Genomic DNA, 15,436 nt, shown 5'->3' on the forward strand with positions numbered 1-15,436 from the left:
CCCGGTCGGTCCCCTCTACCTCTGGGAGAGGGCTAGGGTGAGGGCAAGCGATCTCAAGCCCTAAGACAATTCAGTTCCGAGCACGACACTGAGCGCACTACGCGCATCATCCAGCTGCACCAACGTCGCATGCCGAGCACCCAGCGCATCACGATTCTCGATCGCCGTCAAAATCGCCTTATGCCGCGGCAACGCCAATTCATGCAGATTCGGCCGCTGATTCGAATGCTTCAACGCCTCGGCAATCGCCACCGACAACATATTGCACAGGTTCGCCAACAAGTCGTTGTGCGTCGCATCGGCAATCCGGCTATGGAAATCCAGATCCGGCTGCAACAACGCTTCCGGTGTCGGCGCCGCTTCCATGCGCTGATACGCCTCGCCAATCGCGGCAATATCAGCCTCGGTCGCATGTTGAGCGGCGAGAGCGGCAGCCGCCGGTTCGATAATGCTGCGCACACTGGTCAGCACATTGAAAAACTCATTCTGCGGGCTGCTTTGCATCAGCCAGTGCAGCACGTCCGGGTCGAGCATGTGCCATTCGCGCCGGGCCTTGACCACCGTGCCAACCCGAGGCTTGGAATACACCAGCCCCTTGGCCACCAGCACCCGCGTGGCTTCACGCAACACCGGCCGGCTGACCGCGTACTCCTCGCAGAGCAGGGCTTCGGCGGGCAGTTTGTCGTCGGGCAAGAAGCGTCCGGAGACGATCTGCATGCCCAGTTCCTGGACGATGCGCGAATGCATGCTTTTGCGGTCGGAAGGTTTGCGGTAATCCATGGGGGGTGGCGCGATCCTGAGCGATGGAGATGCCGCGCATCATAGCAGGCACGGCGCAATCTTGAGGGAGTACACAAAACCAAATGTAGGAGTGAGCCTGCTCGCGATAGCGGTGTGCCAGATGAACAGTTGCTAACTGACACACCGCTATCGCGAGCAGGCTCACTCCTACAGGGGAATGCATTCCAATGCAGGCTATGATGCTGGGCTGTTAATGGGAGTGGCGGGGCACTTCAGCGCCTCGGCAACCTACCAGGAAGTCGAAGTCACAGCCCTGATCCGCCTGCAGCACATGGTCGATGTACAACTGACGATAGCCGCCCACCAACAACTGCTGCGGCGGCTGCAGATCCGCCATGCGTGCCGCCAGTTCGGCATCCGGAATATCCAGGTGCAGCCGCCCGGTGGCGCAATCCAGCTCGATCCAGTCGCCTTCCTGCACCGTCGCCAAAGGCCCGCCGGCCGCCGCTTCCGGCGCCACGTGCAGAACCACCGTGCCGTAGGCGGTGCCGCTCATCCGCGCATCAGATATGCGCACCATGTCGGTCACACCCTGGGCCAACAACTTGGCCGGCAAGCCCATGTTGCCGACTTCGGCCATGCCCGGATAACCCTTCGGCCCGCAGTTCTTCATCACCAGAATCGAATCCTTATCGACCTCCAGTTCCGGATCGTTGATCCGCGCCTTGTACATGTCGAAGTTCTCGAACACCACCGCGCGGCCGCGATGCTGCATCAATTCCGGCGTCGCGGCGGACGGTTTGAGCACAGCACCCAGCGGCGCCAAGTTACCGCGCAACACACAAATCCCGCCATCGGCGCGAATCGGATTGTCGAGCGTGCGGATCACCTCGTCCTCGCCATAGATCGGCGCATCTTTGGTGTTCTCGCCGATCGACTTGCCGTTCACCGTCAGTGCATTCGGGTTAGGGATCAGATTGGCTTCACCGAGACGCCGCAGCACTGCCGGCAAACCACCGGCGTAATAGAACTCTTCCATCAGGAAACGCCCCGACGGTTGCAGATCGACAATGGTCGGCATGCCGCGCCCGATGCGCGTCCAGTCATCCAGATCCAGCTCGACACCGATGCGTCCAGCGATAGCTTTCAAGTGAATCACCGCGTTGGTCGAACCGCCGATGGCAGCGTTGACCCGGATGGCGTTTTCGAAGGCTTCCTTGGTGAGGATCTTCGACAGTTTCAAGTCTTCGCGAACCATCTCCACTGCACGCATACCGGACATGTGCGCCAACACATAACGTCGCGCATCCACCGCCGGGATCGCCGCGTTGTGCGGCAGGGAAGTGCCCAGTGCTTCCGCCATGCAGGCCATGGTCGACGCCGTGCCCATGGTGTTGCAAGTGCCTGCCGAACGCGACATGCCACCCTCGGCCGCAAGGAAATCGTCAATCGTGATGGTGCCGGCCTTGACCTGCTCGCTGAGCTGCCAGACCACGGTGCCGGAACCGATGTCCTTGCCTTTGTGCTTGCCGTTCAACATCGGCCCGCCGGTGACGACGATCGCCGGCACATCGCAGCTGGCCGCGCCCATCAGCAGCGCCGGGGTGGTTTTGTCGCAACCGGTCAGCAGCACCACGCCGTCGATCGGGTTGCCGCGAATGGCCTCTTCAACGTCCATGCTCGCCAGGTTGCGAGTGAGCATGGCGGTCGGGCGCAGGTTCGATTCGCCGTTGGAGAACACCGGGAATTCCACTGGAAAACCACCGGCCTCGATCACCCCGCGTTTGACGTGCTCCGCGATCTGGCGGAAGTGCGCGTTGCACGGGGTCAGTTCCGACCAGGTGTTGCAGATGCCGATGATCGGCTTGCCGTGGAACTGGTGGTCGGCGATGCCCTGATTCTTCATCCAGCTGCGGTACATGAAGCCGTTCTTGTCGGCCGTGCCAAACCATTGGGCGGAGCGCAGGGTGGGTTTCTTATCAGACATGATCGATTCTCTTATTGTATGACTATAGTGTTCCAGCTACGGCCTAATCTAAGCGCAAAATCCTAGGTTTGGAAGTGTTGTTGGTGAATTAGTAATACTATATAGTCGTTTTCGACGGAGGGATGGCCCTGACGGTTTTCCGTGAGAGGCGTCCCCCGAGGTTCTATAAAAACAACAATCGGAGACCGATCTCATGAGCCAGGAACTGCGGCTAATCCGGCGCATTACGCTGAAACTGATTCCCTTCCTGATCCTGCTGTACCTGATCGCCTATGTGGATCGCTCCGCCGTCGGCTTCGCCAAGCTGCACATGGGCGCCGACATCGGTATCGGCGACGCCGCCTACGGCCTCGGCGCCGGGCTGTTCTTCATTGGCTACTTCCTTCTCGAAATCCCCAGCAACCTGATGCTCGAACGCTTCGGCGCACGGCGCTGGTTCGCGCGGATCATGATCACCTGGGGCGCGATCACCATCGGCATGGCCTTCGTTCAGGGCCCGCACAGTTTCTACGTGATGCGCTTTCTGCTCGGCGCGGCCGAGGCGGGGTTCTTCCCCGGCGTTCTCTACTACATCACCCAATGGTTCCCGGTGCGCCATCGCGGCAAGATCCTTGGCCTGTTCATCCTCTCCCAGCCGATCGCGATGATGATCACCGGCCCGGTGTCCGGCGGCTTACTCGGCATGGACGGCGTCCTCGGTCTGCATGGCTGGCAGTGGCTGTTCATCGTCATCGGCACCCCGGCGATCCTCCTGACCTGGCCAGTGCTGCGCTGGTTGCCTGACGGCCCGCACCAAGTGAAATGGATGGATCAAGCCGAGAAAGACTGGCTGACCAGTGAGCTGAAAAAGGATCTGCAGGAGTACGGCCAGACCCGCCACGGCAATCCGCTGCATGCGCTGAAAGACAAACGTGTGTTGTTGCTGGCGCTGTTTTATCTGCCGGTGACGTTGAGCATTTATGGCCTCGGTCTATGGTTACCGACGCTGATCAAACAGTTCGGCGGCAGTGATCTGGTCACCGGTTTCGTGTCGTCGGTGCCGTATATCTTCGGGATCATCGGCTTGCTGATCGTGCCGCGCAGTTCCGATCGTTTGAATGATCGTTACGGGCATCTGGCTGTTCTGTATGTGCTGGGCGCGATTGGCCTGTTCCTGAGTGCGTGGCTGTCGTTGCCCGTGGCGCAACTGGCGGCGTTGTGTCTGGTGGCGTTTGCGCTGTTTTCCTGCACGGCGGTGTTCTGGACCTTGCCGGGGCGCTTCTTTGCCGGCGCGAGTGCGGCGGCGGGGATTGCCTTGATCAACTCAGTGGGGAATCTCGGCGGGTACATCGGGCCGTTCGTGATCGGGGCGTTGAAGGAGTACACCGGCAATCTCGCGTCCGGCCTGTATTTCCTGTCGGGCGTGATGGTGTTTGGCTTGATCCTGACCGGCGTTGTCTATCGCGTACTTGAGCGCAAACACGTCCTGCCAGTCGACCAATTCGCCGCCAGCGCCCGTGGCGCCACCCGAACCTAACTGACCAAAACCGGCCCCTGTAGGAGTGAGCCTGCTCGCGATAGCGGTGTATCAGCAAAAAAAATGTCGACTGACACACCGCTATCGCGAGCAGGCTCACTCCTACAAAGGGCGGCGGTGTTTCGAATAACACAGGAGAAAATCATGCATCTGGTTCAATTCGAATTAAGCAACCGCGAACGCCGCGTCGGCGTGGTCGACAACGATCTGGTGCGCGAAGTGCTAGACGCGCGCAGCGTGCGCGAGCTGGCGCTCGCCGCCATCGAAGCCGGCAACACCCTCGAGCAGCAAGTGCAGACCCTCGGCCTCGGCATCAGCCACGACTACGCCGAACTGCTCGCGCAACTGCGCATTCTGCCGCCTCTCGATCACCCGGACCCGGCGCACATGCTGGTCAGCGGTACTGGCCTGACTCACCTGGGCAGCGCCTCGGCGCGGGACAAAATGCACCAGCAGGCCGGCGACGAAGCGGCGATGACCGACACCATGCGCATCTTCAAATGGGGCGTGGAGGGCGGCAAACCGGCGGCGGGGCAGGCCGGTGTGCAACCAGAATGGTTCTACAAAGGCGACGGCAGTATCGTCGTTCGCCCGGGTCAGCCGTTCCCGGTCCCGCCGTTTGCTGAAGACGCTGGCGAAGAACCAGAGATGGCCGGCCTCTACCTCATTGGCAACGACGGCAAGCCTTATCGCCTGGGCTTTGCGGTGGGCAACGAGTTCTCCGATCACATCATGGAGCGCAAGAATTACCTGTACCTCGCGCACTCGAAATTGCGCAGTTGCAGTTACGGCCCGGAACTTCGCACCGGTGAACTGCCTCAACATCTGGCAGGCACCAGTCGCATCCTGCGTGACGGCGAATTGCTCTGGCAGAACGAGTTTCTCAGCGGCGAGGCGAACATGTGCCACAGCCTCGCCAACCTCGAATACCACCATTTCAAGTACAGCCAGTTCCTGCGTCCGGGGGATGTGCACATTCATTTCTTCGGCACCGCGACCCTGTCGTTCGCCGATGGCATCCGCACCCAGCCGGGCGACGTCTTCGAAATCAGCCAGGCCGAATTCGGCGCCCCGCTGGTCAACGGCATCGTCCCGGTTCCAGCGGCATTTGAACCGGACAGCATCGGCACCCTTTAAGGAGATCCCATGACTCAGATTCTCGGTCACAACTACATTGGTGGTCAGCGCAGCGCCGCTGGCGACGTCAAACTGCACTCCGTCGATGCGACGACGGGCGAACAGTTGCCGCACGATTTCATTCAGGCCACGGTTGAGGAAGTCGACGCAGCGGCCAAAGCTGCCGCTGCCGCGTACCCGGCCTATCGCAGCCTCAGCGCCGAACGCCGCGCGCAGTTTCTCGACGCAATTGCCGATGAACTCGATGCCCTCGGTGATGATTTCGTCGCCGTGGTCTGCCGCGAAACGGCGTTGCCCGCAGGACGCATTCAGGGCGAGCGCGGACGCACCAGCGGGCAGATGCGTCTGTTCGCCAAGGTTCTGCGTCGGGGGGATTTCTACGGTGCGCGGATTGATCTGCCGTTGCCGGATCGCCAGCCATTGCCACGTCCTGATCTGCGCCAATACCGCATCGGCCTCGGTCCTGTCGCGGTGTTCGGTGCAAGCAACTTTCCACTGGCGTTTTCCACGGCCGGCGGCGACACCGCAGCGGCGCTGGCCGCCGGTTGCCCGGTGGTGTTCAAGGCCCACAGCGGTCATATGGCCACGGCTGAGCTGGTCGCTGACGCGGTGATTCGTGCAGCGGAAAAAACCGCGATGCCTGCCGGTGTGTTCAACATGATCTACGGCGGGGGCGTCGGTGAATGGCTGGTCAAGCATCCGGCGATTCAGGCAGTCGGTTTCACCGGTTCGCTCAGAGGCGGACGCGCACTGTGTGACATGGCCGCCGCACGCCCGCAACCGATCCCGGTGTTTGCCGAGATGTCGAGCATCAACCCGGTGATCGTCCTGCCGCAGGCACTTGCCGAGCGTTCGGAAACGGTTGCCCGCGACTTGACTGCTTCAGTGGTGCAGGGCTGCGGTCAGTTCTGCACCAATCCGGGCCTGGTCATCGGCATCCGCTCGCCAGAGTTCAGCGCGTTCGTGCAGCAGGTTGCGGGTTTGATCGGTGATCAACCGGCGCAAACCATGCTCAACGCCGGCACCCTCGGCAGCTACGGTAATGGCTTGCAGAAACTGCTGGCGCATCCTGGCATCGAGCATCTGGCCGGCAATCCGCAGCAGGGCAATCAGGCACAGCCGCAATTGTTCAAGGCCAATGCGAGCCTGTTGATCGATGGCGATGAAGTGCTGCAGGAAGAAGTGTTCGGCCCGACCACGGTGATTGTCGAAGTGGCGGACAAGGCGCAACTCAGCGCTGCGCTGCATGGCCTGCACGGGCAACTGACCGCGACGATCATTGGCGAGCAGGCGGACTTTGAACGTTTCCCTGAGCTGACGCCGTTGCTGGAACAGAAGGTCGGGCGGATCCTGCTTAACGGTTATCCGACGGGTGTCGAGGTGTGCGATTCGATGGTGCATGGCGGGCCGTATCCGGCGACGTCCGATGCCCGTGGCACGTCGGTGGGCACGCTGGCCATCGACCGTTTCCTGCGTCCGGTGTGCTTCCAGAATTACCCGGACAGCTTGCTGCCCGAGCCGCTGAAGAACGCCAACCCGCTGCGCATCCAGCGCCTCGTCGACGGCAAGCCCTCGCGCGACGCGTTGTAACTGACAGCCAATATCCCCTGTGGGAGCGAGCTTGCTCGCGAATGCGGTGTATCAGAAACATATTTATCGACTGACACACTGCATTCGCGAGCAAGCTCGCTCCCACAGGGATTGAGTCCACAATGAGCTATCATTGCCGGTTTCCCCCCTGAAAGACTTTACTGCCATGACTGCCCAAACCCTTCTCAACGCCCTTGAACACTGCGGCATGGTCGAAATCGACGGCTTGCACGCCTTCGAATTCGCCCTCGACGAAGACGACAATCTGCACATCGAATGCATCGATGGCCGCGCGGCCAAGCATTGGGAATTCACCCCGGCGCAGGTTGCAGCGGCAACGTTTGACGAAGACCTGCAGAGCTGGCTGGTCATTGGTTATGCCAGCGACACCAAAACCACTGGCGAACACCGCTTGGTCTGCCTTGGCGATGTAGTCAGCAGCAGCGACGACGAGGATGACACTGATGAGAATGCGTAAATTCTGGCCGCTGCTGATGGCCGGCAGCGTCGGTGCCATGGGCCTGTCCACGGCGTCCGCCGAAAGCTTCCAGTTGCTGGTCGGCTCCTACACCGCTGGTACCAGCCAGGGCATCTATCGCATGAACTTCGACAGCGCCACCGGCCAGATCGCCGCTAAACCGCTGCAAGTGGTGAAGAGCGAAAATCCGTCGTGGCTGACCCTGTCCAAAGACCAGCATCGCTTGTTCGTGGTCAATGAAAACGGCCCCGGCCAGAAAGACCCGGTCGGGCGTGTCAGCAGCTATTCGATCGACCCGAAGACTCACACCCTGAGCCTGATCAATCAGGTGCAGAGCCTGGGCAACGAGCCGACTCATTCGAGCCTCAGCGGTGACGCCAGCCACTTGTTCGTCAGCAACTACTCGGTGGTGGAAGACCCGGGTGGAACGCTGGCGGTACTGCCGGTGGGTGCTGACGGCAAACTCAAACCTGTCGTGCAGATGAGCGCGCACCCGGCCAGCCGGGTCAACCCGGAGCGCCAGGCCTCCAATCACGTCCATTCGACGGTCTCTTCGCCGGACGGCCGCTACGTGTTCTCCAATGACTTGGGCGCGGACAAGGTTTTCATTTATCAATTCGATCCCAAGGCCAACCCGGAGCTGCCGCTGACCGCAGCGAAAACCGCATCCGTGGCATTGCCTGCCGGCAGCGGCCCGCGTCATTTGCTGTTCAGTGCTGACGGTAAACACGCCTGGCTGACCATGGAAATGAGCGCGCAGGTCGCGGTGTTCGACTACCACGACGGCGTGCTGACCCAGACGCAACTGGTCGATCTGGCCGCCGGCCAACCGACTTCGGACAAGGCAGCGGCGGCGCTGCACGCCTCGGCGGATGGCAAGTTCCTCTACGTCAGCAACCGTGGTACCGCCAATCAACTGCTGGTCTTTGCGATTGATCCGGTGAGTGGCCAGCTCAAGGAACTGCAAAAGCGCTCGGTGGAAGGTGATCACCCGCGCGAGTTCAGCCTTGATCCGAGCGGTAAGTTCCTGCTGATTGCCAACCAGAAGAGCAACGAAATTGTCGTCGTCGAGCGCGATGGCAAGACCGGTCTGCTCGGCAAAACCGTGCAGAAACTGCCGATGGACGCGCCGAGCGACCTCAAGTTTCTAGTGCGACAATAAGCCACAGGCCCCGGTTTACGGGGCCTGCCTCTTTGTATTAATCGCGCTGATATCGGGTAATGCTACAAAGCATTTCAAGCGATCAACCCTCGAGCGTTAAGTTTGCTTCACGGCCCAACCGGGCAAACATGCCAACCGAACACGAGGGTTACCGCCATGAACTTCAATCTCTTCTCCGTGATTGCCGCTTCCGCCATCTCCGCTACCGTTGTACTGCCAGCCAGTGCCAACGTTGAAATCAACAGCAAAAAATCCCACACCCAGAGCTACACCCAGAAATACCTGCAACAGAGCGCCAACTTCTACGCCGCCCTGGATCACAAAGCCCAACACTGAAATCTTCGCCTCGACCACAGCTGCCGAAGGCTGCGATCTGTTGAATTTGTTGATCGTTCCCACGCTCTGCGTGGGAATGCCTCTAGGGACGCTCTGCGTCCAGTGACGCGGAGCGTCACGGGCTACATTCCCACGCAGAGCGTGGGAACGATCCGTACAGCAAACTCAACAGATCGCAGCCTTCGGCAGCTTTTGTGTGTGGGCGAATCGAAAAATGGGCCTGATAGGTTTTCTTCAACACGCAAATAGACTGGCTAAATAATCAACGAAGCTGATGTTTACTATGGCAAACCCTGAGTGGTTGCCACGGCTTTTTTGATTGATTCTGTGGGCATCGAAACATGCCCACGGGAGAACACCATGGCCAGCGCAATCCTTCATTCAGCCAAACGCGGCGCCTATCTGGCCATCGGTCTTTACCTGGCCGTGGTGTTGGTCGTCAGCATCGCCTCGCAGATGGAACACAGTTTTGAAGCGCCGATTCAAGTCGCCCACCCCGGCGTGCAGTTCGAAGTTCGCTCGCAAAGCGTGATGGTCGACCGGGCTGAACTCGCAGGAGTTGGCGGAGCATGAAAGGCTACAGACTTTGGGTTGTCGCCGGTTTAGCGTTCTTCACCAACGGCGCTTCATTATTGGGTATCGGCCAAGGTTCGGTAGGTGCATTGGCCCGCGCCATAGAGGCCAATCACACCATCGCGCACAACATCGAACGGGCGAATACCCTGGGGCTGATGGCCGGCAATCCGCCGGTAAAAGTCTCGGCTGATTTTCTCGGGCCGTTCGAGATAGATTGCATGGCACTGGGCATGTGCCAAGCACTGGCTTGACCCTATAGGAGTTGATCGTTCCCACGCTCCGCGTGGGAATGCAGCCCCGGACGCTCCGCGTCCGATTGGAACGCAGAGCGTCCCTTGAGGCATTCCCACGCAGAGCGTGGGGAACGGTCAAAGCAGGAAGGTAAGGGTTATTTCTTCATGATCGAAGTGAAGAGCTCGGATTCGAGGAAGCGCTGCAACCAGGTCTGTAAGCGAACATAAGGCGTCTGCGCAAACCACTCACGATCAACATGGGCGAACTGCCGAACGAAGGGCAGCAGGGCGATATCCGCCAGGCTCGGATGATCAGCCAGCAAGTAATCGCGATCGGTCAGCAGCTCCTCCAGCCTCTGCAAGTACAGCGCCCCCTCAGCCCGATAAATCTCCATCGGTTGCTCCGGGTAACGTTCGGCGTACTTGTAGCGATTCAAATGCACTTTGAACCCTTGATCATTCGCTTCGATCAATTCAGCAATCCGCGAGTCGCCATCAAGCAACCAATCCTGCGGATCATTCTGCGCCAACGCCCAGCGCATGATCTCCAGACTCTCGTCTATCACCTGCCCACAGGCATCCAGCACCGGCACAGTGCCCTTGGGCGAGATCGCCAGCATCTCGGCCGGCTTGGCCTTGAGGCTGACTTCGATGATGTCCACCGGCACACCCGAATAACGCAGCGCCATCCGCGCGCGCATCGCGTACGGGCAGCGGCGGAAGGAGTACAGCGTGTTCATTTCACCTCCAGCGTGCTCAAACCATTGCCCTGACGCTGCACCTGAATCTGTACCGGAATCCGCTCGTGCATTTCCTGTACGTGGGAAATCACCGCAACTTTGCGGCCCTGCGCCTGCAAACCGTCCAACGCATCCATCGCCAGTTGCAGCGACTCCGGATCAAGGCTGCCAAAACCTTCATCGATAAACAGCGATTCGATTTTCAGCGTGCTCGACGCCATCGATGCCAGCCCCAACGCCAAGGCCAGCGACACCAGGAACGTCTCGCCGCCAGACAACGAATGCACCGAGCGCAGCTCATCGCCCATTTCCGTGTCCATCACCAGCAGGCCGAGCATGCTGCCGCCGCGTTTCAGGCGATAGCGCTTGACCAGTTGGCGTAACTGCACGTTGGCGTGATGCACCAGTAAATCGAGGTTGTAGGCCTGGGCGATCTTGCGGAAGGTGTCGCCGGTCGCAGAACCGATCAAGGCACTCAATCGCGCCCAGCGCTGATACTCGGCATAGGCCGAGGCGATCTGCTGCGCCAGCGCCTGATTGGCGTTTTGCCGGCGCTGGTCTTCGACCTGCTCGGCACGCAGTTCGGCGCACTGTTGCTCGCTGAGGTTGAACTGGTTCTGCAGGTCGGTGAGGGCGCTGGCCAGTTGTTCGGCATCGAGATTGCCGTTGTGTTGCGCCTGATGATCGAGCAACAAGCGATCACGCTCCTGCAACAACACCTTGGCCTGTTCGATGGCTTTTTCGTTGTGCTGCAAGCGCTGGCGCAGTTCGGCGACTTGCCCGTCATCGACTCGCAACAGATCTTCGAGGCCACCGTCATCCAGCTCAGGGTGGCGGGCGCGCCAGTCGGCAATCTTGCCGGCCAGGTCCTGCTCTTCGTTTTCCAGTGCCTGCAAACGCTCTTGCTGCGCCCTGAGTTCGGCGGCGATCTGCACGAGTTGCGTGCGCACATTCTGCAGTTCCTGCGCGGTAGCGGTTTCGGCATTGCGCGCCTGTTCGACCGCTTGCTCAAGCTGCTGCTGCCAGTGCTCGGCGCTGCTGTGCTCGCCAAGCAACTGGGCGAGTTTTTGCTGGCAGGCTTGCTGTTGCTCGGTGAGTGCCGTGAATTGCTGTTCGGCGCTGAGCAACTGCTGTGCGCGGGTCTGCTGGCGATCCTGTTCTTTCTCCAGCGTCTGTTGGCGCTGTTGCTGCTCGGTCTGTTCCTCTTTCTGCTGCTCGACTTGCGCCAGGCGCTCGGCGATCTGCCGGTCAAGCTGCATGAACGTCGCGGCCGGTTCCTGGCGCAAGGCTTCGAGGGTGTCGGCTGGCAGCAGATTGCCGAACGCGCTGAGTTCTTCGTCGAGACGCTGACGGTCGCTGCTCAGCTCGCGCTGCTGATTGCTCAGGTGCTGCGCGGCTTGCTGGTGCGCAGTTTCGGCCTGACGCAATTGCTGGGTCAGCCGCGCGGCATCCTGTTGCAAGGTGAGCAGGGCGTTCTGGCGTTGTTCGTCCTGAGTGATGCTCTGGTTCAGTTGCTCGTTTTGCCGGGCGAGCCAGGCATCGCGTTTGTCGGCGTCCTGATTGAACAACTGCGTGGACAGCGGATGCGCGTCGAGGCTCGGCGCCAACGCTTGTTGCTGGGCGGCCAGTTGTTCCTGCTGTTGCAGCAGTTCTTTCTGCTGAGCAATGACGCCAACGACTTCGGCGCGCAGTTCAGTGAGTTTTTCCTTGAGCTGATCGACGACTTTCTGGGCGCTGGCCTGCTCGCTTTCATCATGACGACCAAGGCTTTGCAGCAGCGCTTCAGGCTGATGATACGGGTGCTCGTTGCTGCCGCAGACCGGGCACGGCTGATCGTCCTGCAACTGCGCGCGCAATTCTTCGACACTGGCACTGCGCGCCAGACGCTGGCGTTCAAGTAGTTCGCGAGTGACGTTAAGGGTTTGCTCGGCGACGGTCAGTTCAGCCTTGGTTTTCACGCCGTCCTGAGTCAGCCGTTCGCGTTCCTGCTGGGCGTTGAGCTGACGCTGTTGCAGCTCGCTGCTGCGCTTGTCCAGATCCTGTTGCGTGGCCCACAGGCGTGATAAATCTTCGAAGGCGCGCAGTTGCTTGCGGTTGTCCTGCAGCAGCGTACCGAGAATGCCGATCTGCTCAGCGACGGCATCGGGTTCGGCGCCGGCCTCCTTGAATAGCACTTCCAGTTGCTGCTTTTGCGTGGTCAGCTCTGCGGCGCTGCGCGTGGCGTTTTCTTCGAGGCTCGCCAGTTCGGTCTGGCCCTTGTTCAAGCGATTGCCGATCAACATCAACTGTTGCAGGCGATCGCGGTAGGCATTCCACGCATCACTCAGTGGTGCCAGATGGGTACTTTGCTCCAGCTCAGCGGCGATGCGTTGCAGGCGTTCGGCGACTTGGGTCTGTTTATCCAGCAAGGCTTGAATGGCATTCTGGCCCTCGGTGCAAGCCTGCTGCGCATTGAGCCTGGCTTCGGTACTTTGCGCGACATCCTTGGCCAGACGGGCGAGGGTGCTTTGCTCTTCGAAGGCCTGACGCAATAGCGGCGCGTTTTCACTTTGCCGTTGTTGCGCTTCGCTCAGAGCGACTTTCGCTGCTTCGAGATTCTGCTCCAGTTGCGTCTGGCGCTCAGTCAGTTCGGCATGTTGCCGGGTGTGCGCAGCAATTTGCGCGGCCAGTGGCGTCAGCAGGGCATCGAGTTCGCTTTTGCGCGCGAACTGATGCCGCTGCGGGCCGAGCTGCTCCAGTCGCGTCAGTTTCACCCGCTCGCCGGCCAGACTTTCCGAATGCTGTTGCGCGCTGTGCAATTGCTCGGCGGCCGCTTGCTGCGCGTCCTGCAACACACGCAAATCCTTGAGCCAGCCGTGCTGTTGCTCAAGCTGCTTGAGCTGCGCCTGCTGCAACTTCATTTGCTGTTGCGCGGCATTGAAGCGCTCATCCAACTCGGCCCGCGCTTCGGGCGCCAACGGGGTCACGCCGGTCGCCTGATCCTGCAACAGCTTATGCGCTTCGCGGGCTTCTTTAGTCTTGTCGAAGGCGCGGCGGCCGAGACGGGTGTACAGCGCGGTGTCGGTGAGTTTTTCCAACAGTTCGCTGCGGTCGTTGTCGTCGGCCTTGAGGAACGCGCTGAACTCGCTCTGCGCCAGCAGCACGGCGCGGGTGAACTGTTCGAAGTTCAGGCCGAGTGCAGCTTCCAGCTGAGTTTTGTATTCGCCTTTCTGACTGGCGAGCAGTTGATCCTGATCGATGTCGCGCAGGCTCTGCCGGCTGGCCTGCAGCTTGCCGCCGGCCTTCTCGCGGGCGCGATTAGCTTCCCAACGTGCCCGATAGCGACGGCCATCGACACCGACGAAATCCACTTCGGCATAACCTTCGCCGGTACCGCGACGCAGCAAGGTGCGCGGGTCGCCGGTGGCAATTTCGCCGTCGGCATCGGGGACTTTGGCGTCACGGCCGGTGTTGTTCAGGCGCGGCACCGCGCCGAACAGCGCCAGGCACAAGGCGTCGAGCAAAGTACTTTTACCCGCGCCGGTCGGGCCGGTAATCGCAAACAAACCGGCACTGGCCAATGGTTCAGCGGTGAAATCAATCTCGAACGGCCCGGCCAGCGAGGCGAGGTTCTTCAGGCGAATGGCGAGAATCTTCATGGCTGCTCGCCCTCCAGTTGTACGTCTTGCAGCAGTTCGGCGAAGTCCTTCAGCGTTTGCTCGTCGACCTCGCTGCCATAGTTGTCGAGCCAAGCGCGGCTGAACAGTTCCTGCGGAGTGAGCTGGTCGAGTTCGATCAGCGCGGTGCCGTCCTCGCTGCCATCCGCGCCACGGTTGCCGGCATATTCGGCGGCGATGCGCACCAGGCGCACAGCTTTGCCTTGCAGGGCGCTTTCGACTTGATGGCGCAGATCCGGCTGTGGCTCGTCGAGGGTTACGCGCACTTCCAGCCACGGCTGGCGTTGGGTTTCGGCGAGCAGATCGACGTTCGGCAGGTCCGCCAGTTGCAGAAGAATCTCGGCCAGCGGTGCCGGGCCGATGCGCTGCAGATTGACCGAACGCGGGATCAGTTTCGGCTCGACGCTGACCAGGGTTTCGCCGTCGAGGGTGACGTCGAGAATCTGGTGCTGATAGCCGATCTCCGAGAACGACAACGGAATCGGCGAACCGCTATAGCGGATGCGCTCTTCACCGTTGACCTTCTGCGGCTTGTGCAAATGGCCGAGGGCGACATAACTGATGCTCGGCCCGAACAGGCTGGCGGGCAGGGCTTCAGCGTTACCGATGATCAGGCTGCGCTCGGAGTCTTCCGACACCGAACCACCAGCCATGTGCGCGTGGCTGATGGCGATCAGCGCCTGACCGGGTTGGCGCTTGGCGTTGGCAGCCTCGATCAGCCATTCGTGCACCTGACCGATGCCACGCAAATAGTTGTCGCCCAGATGCGCGCCCGTCACCTCTGCTGGGCGCAGGAACGGCAGCGCCAGGCACCACGCGGCGACTTCGCCGGTTTTATCCGGCAACGGCAGCAGCAGGCGTTCGGCATCCAGTTGCCCGTCATCCAGCCACAACACCCGGCCCAGCGCATGCGTGCGCAGACGGCGCATCAGCGGCGCGGGCAGTTCGATCCGCGAGCCGGAATCATGGTTGCCGGCGATCATCACGATGGTCAGCAACGGCTGCTGTTCGTGGGCGCTGACGATGAAATCGTAGAGGCGTTCCTGGGCTTTGACCGGCGGATTGACCGTGTCGAAGATGTCCCCGGCAATCAGCAGCACATCCGGCTGCGCCAGTTGCAGTTGGCGCAGCAGCCATTCGAGGAAGCACGCATGCTCGAAATCGCGCTCCTGGCCGTGCAGGTTTTGCCCAAGGTGCCAGTCGGAGGTGTGGAACAGACGCAAGGTGGACTCCGCAACATATAAAGAGGTGATGGCCGCGAGGAAATGAAGGGCGGCGAAAGAG

Annotated in this window: 13 protein-coding genes; 8 read left to right on the plus strand and 5 right to left on the minus strand. The window is 60.7% G+C overall.

From position 1 onward, the window contains the following. Window positions 1–60: 60 nt before the first annotated feature. Both AB4N74_RS06940 and AB4N74_RS06945 read right to left on the minus strand, forming a co-directional pair. Window positions 61–780: a FadR/GntR family transcriptional regulator gene (locus tag AB4N74_RS06940; protein ID WP_007917986.1), complete on the minus strand. Its 720-nt coding sequence runs from the start codon at window positions 778–780 to the stop codon at window positions 61–63. A 211-nt stretch (window positions 781–991) separates the two neighbouring features. Continuing rightward, entirely contained in the window at window positions 992–2,728 is a 1,737-nt protein-coding gene (locus tag AB4N74_RS06945) for an IlvD/Edd family dehydratase (protein ID WP_093437804.1), read from the minus strand. 193 nt (window positions 2,729–2,921) lie between these two features. Here AB4N74_RS06945 and AB4N74_RS06950 point away from each other — a divergent pair, with 193 nt between their 5' ends. From AB4N74_RS06950 to AB4N74_RS06985, 8 genes are all read left to right on the plus strand, one after another. After that, window positions 2,922–4,244, plus strand: a complete 1,323-nt coding sequence (locus AB4N74_RS06950; RefSeq protein ID WP_460098902.1) for an MFS transporter — start codon at window positions 2,922–2,924, stop codon at window positions 4,242–4,244. Window positions 4,245–4,388: 144 nt separating this feature from the next. Further along, window positions 4,389–5,381 (plus strand): AraD1 family protein, encoded by a 993-nt coding sequence (araD1, locus tag AB4N74_RS06955; protein ID WP_460098904.1) that lies wholly within the window; start codon window positions 4,389–4,391, stop codon window positions 5,379–5,381. A gap of 9 nt (window positions 5,382–5,390) precedes the next feature. Next, window positions 5,391–6,971: an aldehyde dehydrogenase (NADP(+)) gene (locus AB4N74_RS06960; protein ID WP_414925805.1), complete on the plus strand. Its 1,581-nt coding sequence runs from the start codon at window positions 5,391–5,393 to the stop codon at window positions 6,969–6,971. A gap of 166 nt (window positions 6,972–7,137) precedes the next feature. After that, a complete protein-coding gene (locus AB4N74_RS06965; RefSeq protein WP_116256676.1) occupies window positions 7,138–7,449 on the plus strand; it encodes a DUF5629 family protein in 312 nt (103 codons plus the stop codon). Further along, entirely contained in the window at window positions 7,436–8,611 is a 1,176-nt protein-coding gene (locus AB4N74_RS06970) for a lactonase family protein (RefSeq protein ID WP_460098908.1), read from the plus strand. The genes AB4N74_RS06965 and AB4N74_RS06970 overlap by 14 nt, the downstream gene beginning before the upstream one ends. Before the next feature lie 156 nt (window positions 8,612–8,767). Further along, the gene (locus AB4N74_RS06975; RefSeq protein WP_007917967.1) at window positions 8,768–8,947 is read left to right on the plus strand and encodes a hypothetical protein; all 180 of its coding nucleotides are present in this window, start codon (window positions 8,768–8,770) and stop codon (window positions 8,945–8,947) included. A gap of 360 nt (window positions 8,948–9,307) precedes the next feature. After that, window positions 9,308–9,520 carry a hypothetical protein gene (locus AB4N74_RS06980; protein WP_093437841.1) on the plus strand — a complete coding sequence of 71 codons (213 nt, stop codon included), beginning with the start codon at window positions 9,308–9,310 and terminating at the stop codon, window positions 9,518–9,520. Beyond that, entirely contained in the window at window positions 9,517–9,774 is a 258-nt protein-coding gene (locus AB4N74_RS06985; protein WP_093437845.1) for a hypothetical protein, read from the plus strand. The genes AB4N74_RS06980 and AB4N74_RS06985 overlap by 4 nt, the downstream gene beginning before the upstream one ends. 137 nt (window positions 9,775–9,911) lie before the next feature. On the opposite strand, the gene AB4N74_RS06990 is transcribed toward AB4N74_RS06985, so the two are convergent. The 3 genes from AB4N74_RS06990 to AB4N74_RS07000 are packed head-to-tail and all read right to left on the minus strand — an operon-like array spanning window position 9,912 to window position 15,375. Next, complete coding sequence (locus AB4N74_RS06990) at window positions 9,912–10,496, minus strand: glutathione S-transferase (protein WP_320337011.1); 585 nt, start codon at window positions 10,494–10,496, stop codon at window positions 9,912–9,914. Then, window positions 10,493–14,134, minus strand: coding sequence for an AAA family ATPase (locus AB4N74_RS06995; protein ID WP_460098915.1), 3,642 nt, complete (start codon window positions 14,132–14,134; stop codon window positions 10,493–10,495). Before AB4N74_RS06995 ends, AB4N74_RS06990 begins: the two co-directional genes overlap by 4 nt. Continuing rightward, complete coding sequence (locus AB4N74_RS07000) at window positions 14,131–15,375, minus strand: exonuclease SbcCD subunit D C-terminal domain-containing protein (protein WP_460098918.1); 1,245 nt, start codon at window positions 15,373–15,375, stop codon at window positions 14,131–14,133. The genes AB4N74_RS06995 and AB4N74_RS07000 overlap by 4 nt, the downstream gene beginning before the upstream one ends. Window positions 15,376–15,436 lie beyond the last annotated feature (61 nt).

It is taken from the genome of Pseudomonas sp. H3_C08 (genome assembly GCF_054669455.1).

Excerpts from the sequence above, each read along its gene's own strand:
- araD1 (WP_460098904.1), top strand. The coding sequence starts at position 4,389 with ATGCATCTGGTTCAATTCGAATTAAGCAACCGCGAACGCCGCGTCGGC.
- AB4N74_RS06990 (WP_320337011.1), bottom strand. The coding sequence starts at position 10,496 with ATGAACACGCTGTACTCCTTCCGCCGCTGCCCGTACGCGATGCGCGCG.
- AB4N74_RS06995 (WP_460098915.1), bottom strand. The coding sequence starts at position 14,134 with ATGAAGATTCTCGCCATTCGCCTGAAGAACCTCGCCTCGCTGGCCGGG.
- AB4N74_RS06945 (WP_093437804.1), bottom strand. The coding sequence starts at position 2,728 with ATGTCTGATAAGAAACCCACCCTGCGCTCCGCCCAATGGTTTGGCACG.
- AB4N74_RS06965 (WP_116256676.1), top strand. The coding sequence starts at position 7,138 with ATGACTGCCCAAACCCTTCTCAACGCCCTTGAACACTGCGGCATGGTC.
- AB4N74_RS06940 (WP_007917986.1), bottom strand. The coding sequence starts at position 780 with ATGGATTACCGCAAACCTTCCGACCGCAAAAGCATGCATTCGCGCATC.
- AB4N74_RS06985 (WP_093437845.1), top strand. The coding sequence starts at position 9,517 with ATGAAAGGCTACAGACTTTGGGTTGTCGCCGGTTTAGCGTTCTTCACC.
- AB4N74_RS06980 (WP_093437841.1), top strand. The coding sequence starts at position 9,308 with ATGGCCAGCGCAATCCTTCATTCAGCCAAACGCGGCGCCTATCTGGCC.
- AB4N74_RS06950 (WP_460098902.1), top strand. The coding sequence starts at position 2,922 with ATGAGCCAGGAACTGCGGCTAATCCGGCGCATTACGCTGAAACTGATT.
- AB4N74_RS06970 (WP_460098908.1), top strand. The coding sequence starts at position 7,436 with ATGAGAATGCGTAAATTCTGGCCGCTGCTGATGGCCGGCAGCGTCGGT.
- AB4N74_RS06960 (WP_414925805.1), top strand. The coding sequence starts at position 5,391 with ATGACTCAGATTCTCGGTCACAACTACATTGGTGGTCAGCGCAGCGCC.
- AB4N74_RS06975 (WP_007917967.1), top strand. The coding sequence starts at position 8,768 with ATGAACTTCAATCTCTTCTCCGTGATTGCCGCTTCCGCCATCTCCGCT.